18 protein-coding genes are annotated in these 16,433 nt (G+C 69.0%); 11 read left to right on the top strand and 7 right to left on the bottom strand.

Annotation, left to right across the window (positions count from 1 at the left end; translation table 11 throughout):
• Positions 1-1,581 precede the first annotated feature (1,581 nt).
• From ACIBGM_RS41265 to ACIBGM_RS41275, 3 genes are all read right to left on the bottom strand, one after another.
• Entirely contained in the window at positions 1,582-2,235 is a 654-nt protein-coding gene (locus ACIBGM_RS41265) for a DedA family protein (protein ID WP_396388651.1), read from the bottom strand.
• Positions 2,236-2,281: 46 nt separating this feature from the next.
• A complete protein-coding gene (locus ACIBGM_RS41270; protein ID WP_396388652.1) occupies positions 2,282-3,316 on the bottom strand; it encodes a helix-turn-helix domain-containing protein in 1,035 nt (344 codons plus the stop codon).
• 62 nt (positions 3,317-3,378) lie between these two features.
• The gene (locus ACIBGM_RS41275) at positions 3,379-3,825 is read right to left on the bottom strand and encodes a hypothetical protein (RefSeq protein WP_360530799.1); all 447 of its coding nucleotides are present in this window, start codon (positions 3,823-3,825) and stop codon (positions 3,379-3,381) included.
• 81 nt (positions 3,826-3,906) lie between these two features.
• On the opposite strand from ACIBGM_RS41275, the gene ACIBGM_RS41280 reads away from it, so the two are divergent.
• The 6 genes from ACIBGM_RS41280 to ACIBGM_RS41305 all read left to right on the top strand — a co-directional run bounded on the left by ACIBGM_RS41280 (position 3,907) and on the right by ACIBGM_RS41305 (position 8,710).
• Complete coding sequence (locus ACIBGM_RS41280) at positions 3,907-4,728, top strand: tryptophan 2,3-dioxygenase (protein WP_396388653.1); 822 nt, start codon at positions 3,907-3,909, stop codon at positions 4,726-4,728.
• Positions 4,729-4,835: 107 nt separating this feature from the next.
• Positions 4,836-5,420, top strand: coding sequence for a DUF6036 family nucleotidyltransferase (locus ACIBGM_RS41285; RefSeq protein ID WP_360530805.1), 585 nt, complete (start codon positions 4,836-4,838; stop codon positions 5,418-5,420).
• Between the two features lie 103 nt (positions 5,421-5,523).
• Positions 5,524-6,336 (top strand): winged helix-turn-helix domain-containing protein, encoded by an 813-nt coding sequence (locus ACIBGM_RS41290; protein WP_360530808.1) that lies wholly within the window; start codon positions 5,524-5,526, stop codon positions 6,334-6,336.
• A gap of 56 nt (positions 6,337-6,392) precedes the next feature.
• Positions 6,393-7,556, top strand: coding sequence for a murein biosynthesis integral membrane protein MurJ (gene murJ / locus ACIBGM_RS41295; protein WP_396388654.1), 1,164 nt, complete (start codon positions 6,393-6,395; stop codon positions 7,554-7,556).
• Entirely contained in the window at positions 7,529-7,906 is a 378-nt protein-coding gene (locus ACIBGM_RS41300; protein ID WP_396388722.1) for a polysaccharide biosynthesis C-terminal domain-containing protein, read from the top strand. Before murJ ends, ACIBGM_RS41300 begins: the two co-directional genes overlap by 28 nt.
• 81 nt (positions 7,907-7,987) lie before the next feature.
• Positions 7,988-8,710: a hypothetical protein gene (locus ACIBGM_RS41305; RefSeq protein WP_396388655.1), complete on the top strand. Its 723-nt coding sequence runs from the start codon at positions 7,988-7,990 to the stop codon at positions 8,708-8,710.
• Positions 8,711-8,767: 57 nt separating this feature from the next.
• Here ACIBGM_RS41305 and ACIBGM_RS41310 read toward each other — a convergent pair whose 3' ends face one another.
• Both ACIBGM_RS41310 and ACIBGM_RS41315 read right to left on the bottom strand, forming a co-directional pair.
• Entirely contained in the window at positions 8,768-9,445 is a 678-nt protein-coding gene (locus tag ACIBGM_RS41310; protein ID WP_396388656.1) for a response regulator transcription factor, read from the bottom strand.
• The gene (locus ACIBGM_RS41315; RefSeq protein ID WP_396388657.1) at positions 9,442-10,980 is read right to left on the bottom strand and encodes an ATP-binding protein; all 1,539 of its coding nucleotides are present in this window, start codon (positions 10,978-10,980) and stop codon (positions 9,442-9,444) included. Before ACIBGM_RS41315 ends, ACIBGM_RS41310 begins: the two co-directional genes overlap by 4 nt.
• An 11-nt stretch (positions 10,981-10,991) precedes the next feature.
• Here ACIBGM_RS41315 and ACIBGM_RS41320 point away from each other — a divergent pair, with 11 nt between their 5' ends.
• From ACIBGM_RS41320 to ACIBGM_RS41335, 4 genes are all read left to right on the top strand, one after another.
• Entirely contained in the window at positions 10,992-11,135 is a 144-nt protein-coding gene (locus ACIBGM_RS41320; RefSeq protein ID WP_360530823.1) for a hypothetical protein, read from the top strand.
• Between the two features lie 242 nt (positions 11,136-11,377).
• Positions 11,378-11,983, top strand: a complete 606-nt coding sequence (locus tag ACIBGM_RS41325; RefSeq protein ID WP_396388658.1) for a hypothetical protein — start codon at positions 11,378-11,380, stop codon at positions 11,981-11,983.
• A gap of 43 nt (positions 11,984-12,026) precedes the next feature.
• Positions 12,027-12,707, top strand: coding sequence for a response regulator transcription factor (locus tag ACIBGM_RS41330; protein WP_360530829.1), 681 nt, complete (start codon positions 12,027-12,029; stop codon positions 12,705-12,707).
• A 2-nt stretch (positions 12,708-12,709) separates the two neighbouring features.
• Positions 12,710-14,014 (top strand): sensor histidine kinase, encoded by a 1,305-nt coding sequence (locus ACIBGM_RS41335; RefSeq protein ID WP_396388659.1) that lies wholly within the window; start codon positions 12,710-12,712, stop codon positions 14,012-14,014.
• Here ACIBGM_RS41335 and ACIBGM_RS41340 read toward each other — a convergent pair.
• Positions 13,995-14,951, bottom strand: coding sequence for a helix-turn-helix transcriptional regulator (locus tag ACIBGM_RS41340; protein ID WP_360530835.1), 957 nt, complete (start codon positions 14,949-14,951; stop codon positions 13,995-13,997). The genes ACIBGM_RS41335 and ACIBGM_RS41340 overlap by 20 nt on opposite strands.
• A 145-nt stretch (positions 14,952-15,096) precedes the next feature.
• Between ACIBGM_RS41340 and ACIBGM_RS41345 the strand changes: the two genes are divergently transcribed.
• On the top strand, positions 15,097-15,858 hold the full coding sequence (locus tag ACIBGM_RS41345) for a GAF and ANTAR domain-containing protein (RefSeq protein WP_360530838.1): 762 nt from the start codon (positions 15,097-15,099) through the stop codon (positions 15,856-15,858).
• Here the strand turns inward: ACIBGM_RS41345 and ACIBGM_RS41350 are convergent.
• The gene (locus ACIBGM_RS41350) at positions 15,805-16,389 is read right to left on the bottom strand and encodes a helix-turn-helix domain-containing protein (protein WP_360530840.1); all 585 of its coding nucleotides are present in this window, start codon (positions 16,387-16,389) and stop codon (positions 15,805-15,807) included. The two genes, ACIBGM_RS41345 and ACIBGM_RS41350, sit on opposite strands and share 54 nt — an antisense overlap.
• Positions 16,390-16,433 lie beyond the last annotated feature (44 nt).

Consider the following 16,433-nt stretch of genomic DNA (forward strand, 5'->3'; position numbering starts at 1 on the left):
GATTCTGTGGAAGGTTGACTCGAAGGATCACGCGGTGACCGCTTCCTCGTCGACGAGCTCGGCGACCGCGCTACACCACTATCGGGGACTCAACTCCGGCCGGTCGGCAGGTAGCCCGGTGGACGGGTGAACCGGTGAATGTCGCCGACTGCCTGGGCGACTCGCCGCCGGCAACCTCCCGATCTGACCGTCGAATCGTGGATTTCGGCTGATGCCGGCCGCCGAATCCGACCAAAACCCAAGACTCGACGAGGCTCTGGGCGTCGGGCGATTGGCCGGCGGCAACATCCCGCTCTGAGTCGACGAGTTGTGGATTCCGGCAGATGTTGGCCGCCGAATCCGACCAATATCGACAACTCGACGAGGAGTTGAGCGTCGGGCGATTGGCCGGCGGCAACATCCCGCTCTGAGTCGTCGAGTTGTGGATTCCGGCAGATGCCGGCCGCCGAATCCGACCAAAATCCACGACTCGGCGAGGAGTATGGGTGTCGGGTGGCGCGTCGGCGGCGACATCCTGCTGTGAGTCGTTGAGTTGTGGATTTCGGCTGATGTCGGCCGCCGAATCCGACCAAAATCGACAACTCGGCGAGGAGTATGGGTGTCGGGTGGCGCGTCGGCGGCGACATCCTGCTGTGAGTCGTTGAGTTGTGGATTTCGGCTGATGTCGGCCGCCGAATCCGACCAAAATCGACAACTCGGCGAGGAGTATGGGTGTCGGGTGGTGCGTCGGCGGCGACATTCTGCTGTGAGTCGTTGAGTTGTGTTTTGGCTGGTGTTGGCCGCGGAATTCGACCGAGATCGACGACTCGGCGAGGAGTTGGGTGTCGGGTGGTGCGTCGGCGGCGACATCCTGCTGTGGGTCGTTGGGTTGTGGATTTTGGTTGGTGTTGGCCGCGGAATCTGACCGAGATCGACGACTCGGCGAGGAGTTGGGTGTCGGGTGGTGCGTCGGCGGCGACATCCTGCTGTGGGTCGTTGGGTTGTGGATTTCGGCTGATGTCGGCCGCTGAATCCGACCACAATCCACGACTCGGCGGGGAACCTTCGTCGGGAGCGGAGCGGGGCGGGGCGGGAGCGGGCGGGAGCGGGGGTGGGGCGGGAGCGGGGGTGGGGCGGGGGCGACCACGCCGGTCGGGACGTGCTCGCGGTGCATTCGCGCAGCGACGACAGCCGTTCGGAGGCCGGCGCGGGAAGGCGAAGGGATGGGGCGGGTGGGTCGGGGGGGTTCGGGTTTGGATGTTGGGGGTCGTGTGTGGATGAGTGTGGATGGGGTGATCGGGTAGGACGGTTCATGGTGACCGTTACGGTAACCGTTTGCCGCGGGGGTTGTCGTGAGGAGCGACGAGTATTTTCGGGTGCACTCGATCGTCGTCCTGTATGACGATCCGCTCGGCGACGTGTTGGTCCCCCTCGTCGTCTTGCTCGCGGTCGTTGCCTTCAGCACCGGTTTCACGCGCTGGCGTATCCCGCGGTCGCCTACGCGCTGCGGTCTACGCGACCGGCCGCAGACCACATCTCACCGTGCTGAGGATTGGCCGCGGCAGGCGTCCTCGTGAACCAGGTCCCATTGGGCTGTGCAGGTCAACGCGTGGATCGTGCTCGGTGGATCAGGCGCTTGGTGACGGGGATGAGGAGGGCGAGGCCGATCATCGACAGGCTGATGATGGAGGCGTACCTGTCGATCATCAGGACGATGTCGACGGCTCGCTGACCGCTCCAGTAGCCGAGTGCTGCGATCAGGCCGGTCATGAGCACGGCGCCGGCGAGGTCCAGCAGGAGGAAGACGGACAGCCGCATCCGGGCCCAGCCGGCCATCGCGTACACCACCGCGGTGGGAACGCCAGGCAGTACGGCGAGAAGTACGGCGACTCGCAGGACCCACGGCGGGAGCTCGGTGGTCCGGGCGGCGAAGCGCAGTACCCGTTGGCTGGTGGTGAACATCCGGATGATGCCCTCGCCCCACTGCCGCCCGGTCCACCACGTCAGCCAGTCGAACTTCACCATCCCGGCCGCACCCGCGACGATGACCAGCCACAGCGGCGCTTCCCCGATCCGCGCGAAAGCCGCCGCGGCCCCGATCGCCACCAGGTCGCCGGTCAGGAACGCGAGCGCGACCGGATGCGACGCGACCAGGAACGGCTTGAGCGGACGCAACGCGAGCCCGAGTGCGACGACACCGAGGATCGCGCCCATCAACGCAACGTCGACCCGGGTCGCGCGGTCCTGCCAGGGCACGAAGCGACGCCAGGCAGGGGGTGCGTCCTGCTGAGCTTCCGACACCTCACGCCCCCAGCAGCGAGTCGCCCACCGGCGTACGGCGATAGACCACGCTGTTGCCGCGTCGAGTTCGTCCGACCAGACCCGCCCGCAGGAGGACCTGCAAGTGGTACGACACCGTCGGAGCACTCCACGGCAGTCGGCTGCTCAGCTCCTTCGTCGACTGGTGTTCGCCGAGCTCGGTCAGCAGTGCCGCGCGGGTCTCGCCGAGGAGGTCGGCCAGTGCGCGATTGGGTGCCTGGATGTCGCGCTGCCAGAGTCGGGCGATGCCGTTCGCGCGGTAGACGACGGCCGGTTGCTCCGGGCACTTCACCGTGAACTGCACCGGGCCGACGTGCGTCGAGGTCGGGATCATCAGTACGCCGTCGTCCGCCCAGTCGACGGTGACGTCGTACGACCGGTCCAGGACGATGCCTTCGCCGTCCCACACCATGCCGCGGCCGAGGTCGTTGAGCATGGCGACGGCTCCGCGGGAGGCGAGCAGGTCGCTCTTGCGGCGTACGTCGTCCTCAAGGACTGCTGTGGTCCGGCTCCAGTCCGGTTCGATCGCGAGCTCGAAGAAGAGTTGCAGCGCCTTCGCGGCGGCCATGGCGACCGCTTCCGGGCCTTCGGCGATCACGCGCTCGAGCGGCTCGGGCGCCGTACGACGCCACCGCAGGTAGGTCTCCTCGTCGCCGAACAGCGCCACGACGTCGTCGCGGACCGGCCGGCCGCGCAGGCTGATGTCGAGTTGGCGCTCGATGTCGTCAGGGGAGCTGTTGGCGATGAGCCGCGCCTGCTCCTCGATCGTCACCGTAGGCCGCGCGGGCGGCGGCGTCAGGAAGTCCGGGGCGTAGTCGTGATCGGCCGGGACCAGCGCCTCCAGCAACGCCAGCTCACTGGCCGGCATCAACGATCGCGCCCGCGAGTACCAGGTCCTGGCGTGCTGCGCGGGATGCCCGTCGCGAAGGCGGACTGTGCTCACGACCTCCTGTGCAGGCGAGACGGCGAAGCGCGACCGACCAAGCTGATCCGCGGTCATCGTCAGGTGAATCGCCACCACTGCAGTATGCCGAGCAGCCCCCGCCAAGGAACCAGATTCGACCAGCTTCGAATCCGGTGTTACGTCAGGAGGGAAATGAGGATGGCGAGGGTGGTGAGGAGGGTGAAGGTGATGGCCAGGCGACGGCCGCGGGTGGTGCGGTGGTGGTGAGCCGTGCGGTCGAGGGTCCTGGCGCACGGGGTGAAGTCGGCGGCGTCGGGCGGCGCGAGCGCGCTGCTCAGGCGGCACAGCGGCGTACGGCGGGAGGCCTGGTGGGCTGCCTCCTGGATGACGAGCCGGCGCATGACCTCGCGCGGGTACGACGTGTCGGGTGGCAGCGCACGCTGGACGACGGCATGCGCCGCGGCCACCCGTCGGGGCCGGCTGATCGAAGGCGGGAGGATCAGGTAGGCCAGGTGGACCAGGAAGGCGTAGTCGTCGGGCAGCAACGCCTCGATCTGGGGTTCCTCACGCGTGGGTCCCTGAATCGGGCCCGGAACGAGTGGGGTCTGGACCGTGGCGGACATGCAACTCCTCGAATTGGCGTACCTCACACCCAACGAGCGAATCCCTGACCGGTCACGGACGGGTCGGCTACCCTCGGCCTCATGAGCACTGGTGACGGGGTGGCCGGACGGTGGGACGGGGTCGACATCCACTTCGGTGAGGAGGGTGGGCGGCTGACGTACGGCAGCTACCTGCGGCTGGCGCAGCTGCTGGACCAGCAGCGGCTGGAGTCGGATCCGCCGGCGCACGACGAGCTGCTGTTCATCACCATCCACCAGGTGTACGAGCTGTGGTTCAAGCAGGTGCTTCACGAGCTGACCGCGTCCCGGGACGCGATGCTGTCCGGTGAGCTGTGGCTGGCTGAGCACCTGCTCCGCCGGGTGCACACCATCGAGCGGACGCTGACCCAGCAGGTCGACATCCTGGAGACGATGACTCCGCAGGACTTCGGCGAGTTCCGGCACCGGTTGTCCCCGGCAAGCGGCTTCCAGTCGGTGCAGTACCGCGAGATCGAGTTCCTCTCCGGGGCCAAGGACCCGTCGTTCGTGAGGCGGTTCCGGGGCCTGACCGACGCCGAGAAGGCCCGCCTCGAGGAACGCCTGGCGGCGCCCACGCTCTGGGACGCGTATCTCGCCGTCCTCGAGAAGGCCGGATTCGCCACCGACTCCGAGGACGCGGTCCGCGACGCCCTCCGCAAGGTCGCCGGCGACCGCGCGCACTACGCCGCCGTCTGGGAGCTCGCCGAGGCCCTGGTCCAGCACGACGAGCTCGCCGCCGCCTGGCGAGCCCGGCACGTCGTCATGGTCGAGCGAATGATCGGCACCAAGCCCGGCACCGGCGGCTCGTCCGGCGCCGGCTACCTGCGCAGCCGCCTCGACCTGCGCTACTACCCGCTGCTCTGGGACTTGCGCTCGGCGCTCTGACCTACAAGAAAGGGCTGGACAGAGGGCACGAACAGGGTTGACCGTCTTAGTTTGCCTGCACGAATCGACCAGTTTACATGTTCGATCTACCTCGATAACATGACAGTATGTTCGCGCTCGAAGGACTGGAGGAGGCTCTGCAGACCCTTGGCGCGGTGCTCGAGAGCCGGCAGATCGAGAGCCGCATCCTTGTGGTCGGCGGTAGCAGCCTGCTGCTTCTTGGGGTCGTGAAACGACCGACAGCAGACCTCGACGTCGTGGGGCTGGTCGAGGACAACCACTACGTGAAGGCCGAGAGAATTCCTGCACCGCTCGCCGACGCGGCTCGTGAAGTCGGCGCAGCGCTCGGTCTGTCGGAGCGGTGGCTCAACAACGGGCCGGCTTCGCTGTTCGACTTCGGTCTGCCGGACCATTTCGAGGACCGGGTCACGGTACGGCGCTATGGATCACTCGAGGTTCATGTGGTCGGCAGGTACGACATGATCTGCTTCAAGCTGTACGCCGCCGTCGATCATTCCGGTGTTCGAACCAGCAAGCATCTGACCGATCTGCAAGCGTTGGCGCCGACAGCCGACGAGCTGGTAGCGGCGTCGCGGTGGACTCGGACGCACGACGACTCCGGCGGTTTCCGTCAGGAGCTCACGACGATCCTTGCGCAGTTGGGAGTTGAGGCCGGAGATGTCGACCTCTAGGAACCAGCGCTCATCCCTGCGTGAGCTCGAGCTCGAACTGCTCTGGGGAGCGTGGGCCGAGCTCGGGGTCTCGGGTTGGGGGCGGACTCACCGATCGTGGATCGTGGATCCGGAGCCGTTGATACTCCGCACAGCAGAGGTTGCCGACTTCGATCCCAGGCTTCGCGACGAGGCGCTCGACTGGTGCATTCACTACTGGCGCTACGTCTCACGGGTGCGCCTACGCGGTCTGTTGCGGAACAGACCGGAGGCCGCGGCGGCCTGGGGCTGGTTCGCGGCTACAGTCAACGAACACTCGACAGCTCGGTGGCCCGGGGCCACCGACGAGATTCCCTACGAGACCACCAATCGATCATCGCTGACGAGCATGAAACAGCCGTCTCGTGCTTGGCTGCGGATGCGAGCCGCGTTCGGTGTCGGCGCCAGGACGGAGATTCTCCGCTACTTCCTCTCCGGACCGTCACTTGGCTCGACGACGATCATCAGCGAGTGGATAGGTTATGCGAAGAGCAATGTCGTCAACGAATGCGACTCGCTCGAGAAGGCAGGAATCCTGCGCAGACGCCGGATCGGTAACCGGTTCTACTATTCACTGACACGATCGGAAGCGCTGCAGGACTTCGTCGGCGAGCTCGGAGCGCACCGCCCGTCGTGGACAGCATTGCTCGACGTGACTGCTGCTCTTGTCGCGCTCGAGGATGCCGCGGAATGCTTGCCGCCTGCTGTGCTGATGGTCGAGTCACACAAGACGAACGGCCAGTTGGATGTGTTTCTCGATCAACTGAGCATCGAGGAACGACCCGATCTCAGCCGGTCCGACGAGTACTGGCCGAACACTCGAGAGTTTGCCTATGCCTATCTGTCGGCCTGGGCCTCAGGAGAGTGGGATCCTGCATCACCTCGGCGCTCTGAGTGATGAGAGTTCTCCAATCGTCGCGCTGAGAACCCGCACGGATCCCTAGACTGCCGCGCATGTGGAGCGTGACACGCGCTGCGGCCGTGGTCACGGTCCTCACCGCGGTATCGACGCTGCTCGGGTTCGCCCGGGACGTCGTCATCGCCGCGGTCTTCGGCGCCGGGGCAGCACTGGACGCGTACTTCGTCGCGCAAGGCCTGATGAACGTCGTACTCGGCCTGGTCGCCGGCGCGATGGCCAAGGCCGCCGTACCCGTGACAGCACGCGAAGCCCGCGACGAGGGCGGCTGTTGTCGCCCGCACCGCAGCTTCGACGTCGCGTTGTCGGTGACCTTGATCGTCCTGGGCCTCGGCTCGCTGGTGATGTGGATCGCGGTCACTCCCGTGGTCGCCGCCCTCGCCCCAGGCTTCGAGGGTGAGCAGGTCGAGCTCGCTCGCCAACTGACCCGAGTCGTGCTCGCCGCGACGGTCCTGATCGCCGGCACCAACCTGCTGGCCGGACTCGTCCAAGCCCATGGCCGCTTCGGCTGGTCCGGCTTCCAGGGCGTGCCGTTCAACCTCGTGATGATCGGAAGCGCTGCGATCTTCGGTCCCCAGTACGGCGTCATCGCGCTGGCATGGGGCTTCGTCGCGGGCTCTGCCACCCGCCTGCTCCTGCAACTGATCCCGGTGCATCAGTTGGGCATCCGGCTCCGCCCGTCGCTCCGCCTGGACGACCCGGGCTTCCGCGAGATCGCACGTCTCGTGCCCGCCCTGCTCGTCGGAAGCGCAGTCGGCAACGTCAACACCCTGGTCGACCGCGCGGTCGGTTCAACCCTTGCCGAAGGAACGATCTCGGCTCTCGGATACGCCTGGCGGCTGGTCAGTCTCGGCGAGACGTTGCTCGTCGCCTCGTTGCTCACGGCCCTCTATCCCGCCCTCGGCGCGTACGCGACGGATCGCGCCCGGATGCGGAAGCTCGTCGACCAAGGCCTCGCCGTGACAGCGGTGTGCCTGACACCGCTCTGCGTGATCCTGGTCTGCGCCGCAGAACCCTTGGTGACAACGGTCTTCGGCCACGGCGGGTTCTCGGACGACGATGCCGCGCTGTCTGCCAAGGCGATGGTCTTCTACGCCCCGGCGCTGCTCGCCCTCGGAGGGCGTCGTACGCGGTCGGCGACACGACTCGCCCGGTCGCGGTGGCCGTGGTGGCGATGGTGGTCAACGTCGTCGGCGACCTGACGCTTGGCCTGCGGTACGGCATCACCGGCCTGGCCGCCTCGACGACGTTGTCGCTCCTGCTGGCCGCGGCCGCGAACACCTGGCTACTAAGGCACCGGCACGACGGTGTCAGCCTCCGACCCGCGACGTTCCTTCTACTTCGATCGATGGCCCTCGCCGTCGTCGCAGCCGGCGCCGGGCTCGCCGTACGCGTTCTGCTGACCCCGCATGCGGTCATCGAGTCCGCCTGCGTCGCGGTCACCGTCTGCGCCGTGTACGGCGCCGGACTGCTGGTCACCAAGGCGCCAGAGGGACGCCTGCTCCTGGACACGGTGAAGAGGCTGCGCGGCCGCGTCCGTCAGGCTGCATGAAAGGACTCTCATCGTGGATTCATCCACTCGCGCGGATTCGGCTGCCAGGCTGCGGACGAACCCGCGAAAGGACCTCGAGGAATGTCCGCTTGGACCACGATCGCCGTGCCGACCCGATGGCTGGAACCCACCGACGACCTGACCCTCGCGCTGGCCGAGCACCTGCCCGCGCTGTCCTCCGACGACACGATCGTGATCAGCGAGAAGGTCGCCGTACTGCTGTCCGGGGGCGCCGTCCCGATCGCCTCGCTGGGGGTCGGAGCCCTGGCGCGGTTCCTGGCCGGGAGAGTCCGGCCACGGTCGGGATCCCAGGGACTCTCGGTGCCCGCCAAGATGCAGTACGTCGTCCAGACGCAGGGCCGGGTGCGGATCAGTCTCGCCGTCCTGTGCGCCGGATTCACCCGGCCGCTCGGCCACAAGGGCATGTTCTACCGGGTGGCCGGCAACCTGGCGCGTGACCTCGACGGCGCGCGACCGCCGTACGACGACGTGCTCATCCCGCCGATGCCGCCGTACCAGGCTGTGGAGCTCTGCCGGCGCCTGGAGGCGAGGTTCCAGGCCGGGGTGGCGATCGTGGACATCAACGACTTCGGTGGATCGATCCGGGCGACGTCGTCCCGGTCGCTGCCGCCGGCCGACCTGCTCCGGATCCTCGGCGGGAACCCGCTGGGCCAGCGCCGGACCGGAACCCCGTTCGGCGTCGTCCGGCGGGCCACAGCCAATCTAGTTGCTGACGGCAATGAGGCGCCGCCGGTGCCGAGCCTCGGCGGGAGTGGCCCGAGCGGCCACCCCTCCTCCTGCTGACGAGGCTCCGAACGGGCCGCCCGGGCTTCACCCCCCACCGGGCGGCCCCTTCGTCTGTCAGTCCAGCAGCTCCGGGCCGGGCGCGAGGCGATAGCCCATGCCCCGGACGGTCTCGATCCGTTCTGGGCCGAGCTTCTTGCGCAGGTACCGGACGTAGACGTCGACGATGTTCGACCCGGGGTCGTAGTCGTACCCCCAGATGTGGCTGAGCAACTGCTGCCGCGACAGCACCTGGCCGGGGTTGCGCAGGAACATCTCCACCAGCACGAACTCCCGCGCGGTCAGCTCCACCACCCGCCCGTCCGCGGAGGCACGCCGGCTGCGCAGGTCGAGCGACAGGTCGCCGCAGCGCAGCACTGTGGGCTCCGCCGTCCGGTCGTCGCGCAGCCGCAACCGGATCCTGGCCAGCAGTTCCTCGAACCGGAACGGCTTGGGGATGTAGTCGTCCGCACCGCCTTCGAGCCCGGCGACGGTGTCGTCGACGGAGTCCCGGGCGGTCAGGATCACGACCGGCATCGTGCTGCCCGCCGCGCGCAACCGGGCCAGCACCGTGAAGCCGTCCAGGTCCGGCAGTCCGAGGTCGAGCACCAGCAGGTCGAACTCGCTGCTCAGCGCCCGCTCCAGGGCGAGCTGCCCGAAGCCCACGGTGGTCGGCGTGAAGCCGTTCGCCCGCAGGCCTTTCGCGACGAACGACGCGATCAGCTCCTCGTCCTCCGCGATCAGGATGCGGTTCACGACCGGTCCTGGTGACTCACTGTGGTTCCCCCAGGGATCTCGTACGGCGACGCCGTCCGCGGAATCTCCAGCCGGAAGGTCGCGCCACTGCCCGGCGGCGACTCCACCCAGGCATGACCGCCGTGGGCTTCGGCGATGGCCTGCACGATCGCCAGGCCGAGCCCGGAGCCCTCCGCCCGTTGGCCGCCGCGCCCACGCCGGAAGCGTTCGAAGATCCGGACGGTGTCCTCGGCCGGGACCCCCATCCCGCTGTCCCGGACCCAGAACCGGACGACGATCGCGTTCGCCGACGACCCGATCGCGATCACGTCGTCCGGTCCGGTGAACTTGACCGCGTTCTCGGCCAGTTGCACCAGCGCCTGGGTCAGCCGCTGCGCGTCGGCCGCGATCGTCGCCTGGGCCCGTTGGTCAATACGCCACTGGCGCTTGCCGAGGGCACGCGCCTTGTCGAACACCTCGTCGGTCAGCATCTCGACATCGACCGGCGCGGGGCGCAGGAAGTCCGGCCGCTGTGCCCGGGCGAGCAGCACCAGATCCTCGACCAGCCGGCTCATCCGGTCCAGCTCGCCGACCAGCAGCGTCCGGGTCTCGGCGACGTCACGCGGGTCGGACTCGTCCAGCAGCTCCAAGTGGCCGCGCACGATCGTGATCGGCGTCCGCAGCTCGTGCCCGGCGTCGTTCAGGAACTCCCGCTGAGTGGCGAACGCATCCTCCAGCCGGTCCAGCATCGCATTGAACGTGCGGGCCAGCTCGGACACGTCGTCGTGCCCGGTGACGTCGATCCGGCGGGTCAGGTCGGTGTCGCTGATTGCCAGCGCGGTTCGCCGTACGTCGCGAATCGGGCGGAGCAACCGGCCGGCCGTCAGCCAGGCGGCCAGCGCGACCACGGCCAAGGCAACGACTGCGACGGCGAGGTAGGTGCGGATCACGTCGGCGAACTCGCCGTGCTCGGAGGCCGTGAAGTAGGCGACCACGAAGGTGCCTTGGTGATCGGACTGTTTGACCGGCATCGTCGCGTACCGGACCGGTCCGTCGGGTGAGTCGTAGCTGCCGAACACCGGGACGTCCGAGCCCGTCGTCGCGGCCCGGAACGCCGGATCGTTGTGCAGCGGGAGGGCGTCGCGAGGCGTGAAGGTCCGGTCGGGCAGGAACGCGACGATGGTCTGGTGCTCGTCCGGCACGTTCCGGCTCATCGCGACCTGGAGCAGCCGGTCGACGCTGGTGAACGGCTGCCCGGTGCCAGGATCGATCCCGGTCCGGTGGAACTCGGCGAACTCCGCGATCTCCTGCTGCAGCGAGCGGTCGATCCGGACGTCGATGCGCTCGGTCTCGAGCAGGTACGCCGTACCGGCGGCGCCGGCCATGCCGAGGGCGGTGAGCACGATGACCCAGGCCAGGATCCGGGCCCGGACCGACCGGACCACCTCCGAGCCCGCGCCGACCAGCCGGCCGACCCCGGCCGGCTGCTCAGCCGTCCCCGCCTGCTTCGCCGTCGTCCCCGTCCGTTGCGCCTGCACTGCCGTTGCGGTCGTCATCATCATCGTCCATGCCTTCACCCCGGGTGCTGGACCGCACCGGCCGGCTCGGCTTCGGGGCCGGTTTCGGCGCCGTGGCCTGGGTCCGGGCCGGTGCCCGGGTCTTCGTCGCGGTCGGTGCCGGCGCCGGTTCCGGCGTCGGCGTGACCGTGTGAGGTGGTGTAGCCGGGGTACTCGGTCCGGGCACGACCAACGGTTCGCCGAGATCGGGCGGATCGGCCTTCGCGCCGAACAGCGCGGCCGCCGCGACCCCGAAACCGGCCGCTCCGGTCAGCGCCAACGTCACCAGCCTGGGAGACAAGAGCATGCTCAGACTATGGCGCGCCCAGCAGGCGCCCCCATGAAATCTGGATGAGAATCCCTTCATCGACCGCCCCGCCTCGAGGGAGTTCCGCTTGTGAAGGTCTATTCCGACGTCGGCTCGCAGCGGTTCGGGCAGGTGCTGGGTGATCTGATGCTGGTGGGGTGGGTCTGGCTGTGTGTGCAGCTCGGCCGGCTGGTCTTCCGGATCACCAACGCGCTCGGCACCCCCGGGCGGAAGGCGGCCGAGGCGGGCGACGGGCTGGCGGGTGACCTGCGCAGGCTGTCGGAGCCGATCGGGAAGGTGCCGGCGGTCGGCGATCAGCTCCGGTCGCCGGTGGATGGAGCCGCCGCCGCGGCCGGGCGGCTCGCACAGGCCGGGCGGGACCAGGCGCACGCGGTGGAGCAACTCGCCTACGTGCTGGCCGGTGTGACGATCGGGCTGCCGGTGCTGTTCGCTTTGCTGCTCTGGCTGCCGCGGCGGATCCGGTTTTCCCGGCGGGCGACCGCAGCGCAGAAGTTCATCGACAACGATGCGGACCTGGACCTGTTCGCGCTTCGGGCGATGGCCAACCAGCCGATGCACCGGCTGGCCAAGATCTCCGACGACCCGGTCGCCGCGTGGCGCGAAGGCGACCGGGACATCATCGGCCGGCTCGCCGACCTGGAGCTCCGCAGCACCGGCCTGAAAGCACCTTCGTAACGACCTCACAGAGGGTGCCTCTTCGAGGCACTACTCTCATCGCATGGCGCGGGTGTTGCTGGTCGAGGACGATCATGCGATCCGGACGTCGCTGGGCAAGTCCCTGACGGCGGCCGGGCATGTCGTCACGGCCGTGGCCGCCGGCGCCGACGGGGTCGCCGTGGTGGCCCGGGACCGGCCCGACGTACTGCTGCTCGATCTCGGCCTGCCCGACCTGGACGGCCGGGACGTGCTGGCGATGGTTCGTTCGGTGAGCGACGTACCGGTGATCGTGGCGACGGCGCGTGACGACGACGCCAGCGTGGTCAAGCTGCTCGATGCGGGCGCGGACGACTACGTGATCAAGCCGTTCAGCTCGGCCCAGATCGACGCGCGGATCCGTGCCGTCCTGCGCCGCCTCGGCCAGGACCAGCAAGGCGAGACGATCGTCGACCTCGGCGCATTGCGGATCGATCCACGCAGTCGCGAGGTGACTGTCGATGGCGCGCCGGTCGACCTGACCCGCAAGGAGTTCGACCTGCTGCTCGCGCTGTCCCGCCGGCCCGGCGCGGTGGTCAGCAAGCGTGAGTTGCTCGCCGAGGTGTGGGGCCTGCCGTGGGGTGGCGGTGACCGTACGGTCGACGTCCACCTGTCCTGGTTGCGCCGCAAGCTGGGGGAGACGGCGGCCGAACCGCGGTTCCTGCACTCGGTTCGCGGTGTCGGCGTGAAGCTGTCGGGCGGCTGACCATGCGCCGGCGGATCCTGCTCCTGTCGGTCGGCATGACCACGCTGGTCGTGCTGGCATTCGCCGTACCGCTGATCATCCTGCTGCGGAGCACGACCGCGTCGGAGTCGAAGGAACAGGCGCGGTACCGGGCCGAGTCGGTGGCCTACTACGTCGGCGACAAGGCCCACACGCCGGACGACATCACGGCGTACATCGAAGGCCTGGAGAACGAGGGGCCCGGCAACATCTCGGTGCGCCTGGCCGACGGTACGACGCTGGGCAAGCCACCACCCGGTGGAGTCTCGGCGCCGAAGCCGCTGCCGAGTGACTACGACGACGGCGGCGACGGCAAGAAGGGACCGCCGAAGATCGGTGACGCCGACTACCGCGACGTCGGCGGCGGGATGGCGGTCGAGGTCGGCGTCGGCACCGAGGACGGCCCCGCCTCCGTCTGCCTGTTCCTGACCTCCGACGAGTTGTACGACGGCCTCGTCCCGCGGGTCCTGATCCTGATCGGCGGCAGCCTGCTCGTCCTGCTGCTCAGCATCGTCGGCGCCGAGCTCGTCTCCCGCCGCCTCGCCCGCCCACTCGAAGAGACAGCGCGTACGGCGGAACGCCTGGCTCGCGGCGACATGGACGCCCGTGCTCCGACGACCGGCCCGGCCGAGGTCGCCAAGGTCGGCGCCGCCCTCAACGGGCTGGCCGACCGGATCGACGAGGTGATCGCCGTCGAACGCGAGGCCGTCGCCGACCTGTCCCATCGCCTCCGGACACCATTGACCGCACTCCGACTGCAGGTCGAGGCACTGCCGGATCGCGAGCGCGCCGAGGAGCTCAACACCCAGGTGAACAGCCTGGAGCGGACCCTGACCGCGGTGATCAGCGCGGCCCGACGACCACAGCGAGAAGGCCGCGTGCCGCACTGCGACGCGGTTGAGGTGACGCGCAACCGGGCCGCCTTCTGGGAACCGCTCTTCGAGGACCAGGGCCGGGAGCTCGCACTCGACCTGCCGAGGCCGCCGGCCATGGTCCGCTCGTCCGCCGAGGACCTCGGCGCCGCGCTGGACGCGCTGGTCGAGAACGTGGTCGCGCACACCCCCGATGGCACACCGGCCCGGATCACGCTGACGCGCGAGCCGCACGGCGTACGCATCGTCGTCGCCGACAAGGGGCCGGGGATCCCGCTCGGCGCCGGCGAACGCGGCCGCAGCGACCGCGGCTCCACCGGCCTCGGCCTCGACATCGCCCGCCGCTGCGCCGAAGCCGCGGGTGGTCAGCTGACCATCGGCCGCAACGAGGTTGTGCTTACTCTCGCGACTCCGTGAGGCTGTGCAGCGTGGTGCGGGGAGACTGTCCGTACTCGGCGCGATAGGCGGCTGCGAACCGGCCGTGGTGGTGGAAACCCCAGTGAGCGGCGATCGACGTGACGCTGGTCGTGGCGGCGTCGGCTTCCTGCAGTGCTTGGTGCGCCAGCGCCAGCCGGACCCGCCGGACGTAGCCCATCGGCGTCGTGCCGAGATGGTGCTGGAACGCCAACTGGACCGCGCGTGGCGTGACCGACACGGCCCGTGCGATGTCGGCCAGGCTGAGGTCGGACTGCGGGTGCGACTCGATGAAATCGATCGCCCGTCGCAGGGTGGCCGGATGGGCGTCGCGACGGTCGCCGGCGACCGTCTCCGTCGGCACGGTGCTGGGGAATGCGTTGAGCACGCTGGCAGCCAGCAATTGTGAGGCGGTTGAGGCGACCAGGCTGCCGGCCGGGATGTCGGGTTGGGAAAGCACCGAGTCACGCAGGTAGCTGATGGTGTCGATCAACTGGCGCCCGGCCGCAGGCGAAACCGGCCGGTGATCGAGCAGCCGCACCGGGGCCGAGCTGATGCCGGCGACCTGGGTCAGCAGTTGCGGGTCGAACATGACGATGTTGTAGCGGGAGTGCCGGATCGTTCCCCGGTACGGCCGGTCGGGTGGCGCGAAGGCGAACACCTCACCCGGACCGAAGCTCTCCCGCCAGCCGTCGGTCTCCTGGTCCTCGATGCCGCCGGACTCGATCAGGCACAGGCAGATCCGGCCCAGCGGGTCCGCGTCGTACTGCATGTCGAAGCCGATGTCGATCCGGTCGATGCTGACGGAAGCGATCACGTCACGGATGACCTCGGCGTGGAAGTGCTCGCTGGAGCTGCCGATCTGCATCGTCGTGTACGCGCTGTTCAGGAACTCCTCGGTGTCGGCGACATCGCGGCTGCTGAACACGAGCGACTCCATCACGCCTCCTGCGCTCCGGGCCCGGCGGTCGCCGGGGGACCAGCCTAGACGGCCGCCCGGCATTCGTCCGGAGTGCGAAGCCACCTGCGCCGATCGTTCGTTCTCCGGCTTGAGGGCCGGCCCCCGCGAGACCAACACTCGCAGCGTGGAGGGGACTGTGGGCGCGGCCCAGAGGAGTGGGGTGGGCCGCGCCCATGAACTCGTCGAGCTCGCGACTGAGCTGGTCGCGCTCGACACCGTCGCCGCGACCGCCGCCCTCGGGGTAGCAGCGGGCCGGGAGTTGCTCGGAGCTGAGGGCGCAGTGAGCATCCAGGTACGCCGCCGGCGCCGGCTGACTCCGGTGGCGGCGAGTGACCCACTGCTTGCTCTCGCCGATGCGTGGCAGGTCGCGGACGACGAAGGCCCGGCGGTCGATGTCGCCGCCGGTGCGGCCTCCGCGGGGTGCTCGGACCTGGCGACCACACCGCTGTGGCCCGGCTGGGCAAGCGGAGCCGCGGCGCTCGGCTGGCGTGGCTGGCTCAGCGTCCCACTGATCGGCCGCCGGAAGAGCGTGCTCGGCGTGCTCACCTACGCCCACCCCAAGCCGGACACGATCGGCTCCGAGCTGGCCGGTGCCGTGGCCGTGCTTTCGTCGTACCTGTCGATCGCGATCGACACGGCCCGAACCATGGAGAGCCTGGCCGTCGCCGCCGACAGCCAGGCCCATGTGGCGGTGGCCGTCGGCCTCCTGATGGAGCGCTACCGGCTCAACGCGGAGCAGGCGTTCAGCGTGCTCAGCCGCTACTCCCAGGATCGGAACGTCAAGGTCCGCGACCTCGCGACCGACCTGATCCTCAACCGACGGCTCCCCGGCTCAGCCGGTCAGGGAGCGCTGGACCAGGGAGACCAGGAAGTCCGCAGCGGCTGAGGTGTCGTAGCCGGGGTCGTTGAGGCGCTCGATGACGATCGAGTCGATGGCGCCGCCGATGATGATCGCGAGGGTCCGGGCGTCCGCGTCGGGCATGTCGGACGCGCGGGCCGCGGTGAGCAGGTCGGCGAGCGGACGCCACCGGTCGGCCGTGTTCGCCAGGTCGCCCGCGTCGGTCATCGCCTCGATGATCACCCGGGTGTGCCGCGGGTGCTCGCGCAGGTGGCCGATCATCGAGCGGATGTAGGCCGCGGGCCGATCGGCCGGCGCGGCGGCCTCGACGGCGGCGGCGACCGTCCCGACCAGGGCGTCGAGGACATACTTGTGGGCTTCCCGGAGCACCGCGTCCTTGGACGGGAAGTGGTACAGCACCGCCGCCTTGGTGATCTCCGCGCCCTCCGCGATCCGGGCCAGCGAGGTGCCGCCGTACCCGTGCTCGGCGACGAGGCCGATGGTCACGTCGATCAGCTGGGCCCGCCGCGCCTGCTCGGTCAGGGTCAGGCGGCGCTCGCCGGTTCTTGGCTTTGGCATGGCCCTCAACTTACCGTACGATCAAATTACTTACCAAACGGTTA

The organism is Kribbella sp. NPDC050470, assembly GCF_044458365.1.
Lineage (GTDB): Bacteria > Actinomycetota > Actinomycetes > Propionibacteriales > Kribbellaceae > Kribbella.

Bases quoted from the DNA above. Each gene is read 5' to 3' on its own strand.
- ACIBGM_RS41275 (WP_360530799.1), bottom strand. From the start codon at position 3,825: ATGTCCGCCACGGTCCAGACCCCACTCGTTCCGGGCCCGATTCAGGGA.
- ACIBGM_RS41280 (WP_396388653.1), top strand. From the start codon at position 3,907: ATGAGCACTGGTGACGGGGTGGCCGGACGGTGGGACGGGGTCGACATC.
- ACIBGM_RS41285 (WP_360530805.1), top strand. From the start codon at position 4,836: ATGTTCGCGCTCGAAGGACTGGAGGAGGCTCTGCAGACCCTTGGCGCG.
- murJ (WP_396388654.1), top strand. From the start codon at position 6,393: ATGTGGAGCGTGACACGCGCTGCGGCCGTGGTCACGGTCCTCACCGCG.
- ACIBGM_RS41300 (WP_396388722.1), top strand. From the start codon at position 7,529: ATGGTGGTCAACGTCGTCGGCGACCTGACGCTTGGCCTGCGGTACGGC.
- ACIBGM_RS41305 (WP_396388655.1), top strand. From the start codon at position 7,988: ATGTCCGCTTGGACCACGATCGCCGTGCCGACCCGATGGCTGGAACCC.
- ACIBGM_RS41315 (WP_396388657.1), bottom strand. From the start codon at position 10,980: ATGACGACCGCAACGGCAGTGCAGGCGCAACGGACGGGGACGACGGCG.
- ACIBGM_RS41320 (WP_360530823.1), top strand. From the start codon at position 10,992: ATGCCTTCACCCCGGGTGCTGGACCGCACCGGCCGGCTCGGCTTCGGG.
- ACIBGM_RS41330 (WP_360530829.1), top strand. From the start codon at position 12,027: ATGGCGCGGGTGTTGCTGGTCGAGGACGATCATGCGATCCGGACGTCG.
- ACIBGM_RS41335 (WP_396388659.1), top strand. From the start codon at position 12,710: ATGCGCCGGCGGATCCTGCTCCTGTCGGTCGGCATGACCACGCTGGTC.
- ACIBGM_RS41340 (WP_360530835.1), bottom strand. From the start codon at position 14,951: ATGGAGTCGCTCGTGTTCAGCAGCCGCGATGTCGCCGACACCGAGGAG.
- ACIBGM_RS41350 (WP_360530840.1), bottom strand. From the start codon at position 16,389: ATGCCAAAGCCAAGAACCGGCGAGCGCCGCCTGACCCTGACCGAGCAG.